Below are 1,436 nucleotides of genomic sequence, written 5' to 3' on the forward strand. Positions count from 1 at the left end.
AGCAAGATGCGAAGAGCCAGATGGAACAGAGACTTCCTCTTCCAGCTCTTTACTCATATGCGATAGCCCTGCCCACAAGGGGGAGGGGTTAGGGGTGGGGGTCCGTGCCGCGCAGACATCTCAGGAGTTCCATATGCAATAGCCCTGCCCTCTTGGGGGAGATGTCGGCAGGACAGAGGGGGGCGCGAAGGAACGCTGTCAGAACGAGAGGCGAAGGGCGAGCTCTCGCCCCCGCCCCTCGCCCAAGCCGATCAAGCCTCGGTCGTCTTCAACGCAATAAACGTCATGTTCTTGACGCTCGACGCGGTGCGGTCCCAGTTCGCCGCCAGCGCCAGTTCGGCATCGGTGGCGAATTCGCCGGCCGACGAGGCGTCGAGGAAGCGGGTGCCGGGCACGTGTGGGACGAAGTGCCGGCGGCCGACCATTTCCGTCACGCCGCCGCCATGGCCCTGGCGCGGCTTGCGGTCGAACTCCAGCGGGCCACCTTCGGTGTTGACCGGCAGCTCGTTCCACAGGATCGCCTTGTCCTTGAACATGAAGGCGGTGTAGACGCCCCCGGCCTGCGGAATGTCGTCGTCGACGACGGCCCGCAGCCCCATGTAATAGGGGATCAGCGGCCCGCCCTGCTGGGACGACGGCACATAGTCGATGAGGTCGGCGAGCTTCAGCGCCTTCATCTGCTTGGAGTGCATCCAGATCGTCTTGAACTTGTCCGCGCGGTCGCCCATCAGATAGGCGGCCTCGATGATGTCGGTGTCGACGATGGAAGCGCCGGTTGTGCGCACCAGGTCGCCGCCGTCATTGGCGATGTTGTCGGCGACGACGCCCTTCAGGATGCCGAGCAGGGTCAGCTTATTGGCGCGCTGCCAATACTCGGTCTGCCGCTTGACGATCAGCTTCTGCGGATCATCGCCAGCCAGGATCGAGGTCAGGTCCGGAACGCCCCACGCCTGGGCGCGGACATTACGGGCGGCGACCTCGCGGCGCGAGCCGATCTTCTTCATTTCGATGGAATCGGCCGGATCGTCATTGACCGGCTCGGACGGGTCGTTGCCGAGATCCTTCCAGCCGGGCATGTCGACGGAGCGGCCGCCCATCGACAGCTTTGACGAGATGGCCGGGTCGGAAAACAGGATTCCGGCTTGGTAGATTTCGAGCGACTGAACATGCTCCTCGAAAGCATATTGCGCATAGACGGACGGAACGATCGCATCCGCGATACGGGTGTAGGCATCTGCCATTTTTCTCTTCCTTCAGGTTTGGTTGGTGGGAGAAGGTGTGTTGAGATTCAGGTCAGGCCGAGCCGAAAATGATGGCTTTCGAGAACCGGAGCGGAGCGGACATTTGGGTCCGTGTTGGGGTGGACGGCCCCCGACGGCATCATGATGTGCCAGAATGAGGTCGTTACAGATCTCAAGCAAGGGAGACCGTCCGTG

The 1,436-nt window shown here is 62.4% G+C and carries 1 protein-coding gene; it reads right to left on the minus strand.

Going from position 1 to position 1,436, the window contains the following annotated elements:
• Positions 1-251: 251 nt before the first annotated feature.
• Complete coding sequence (locus tag NKJ06_RS35405; RefSeq protein WP_352812568.1) at positions 252-1,241, minus strand: Coat protein; 990 nt, start codon at positions 1,239-1,241, stop codon at positions 252-254.
• Between the last annotated feature and the right edge of the window lie 195 nt (positions 1,242-1,436).

The organism is Mesorhizobium sp. M0293, from assembly GCF_040321735.1.
GTDB lineage: Bacteria > Pseudomonadota > Alphaproteobacteria > Rhizobiales > Rhizobiaceae > Mesorhizobium.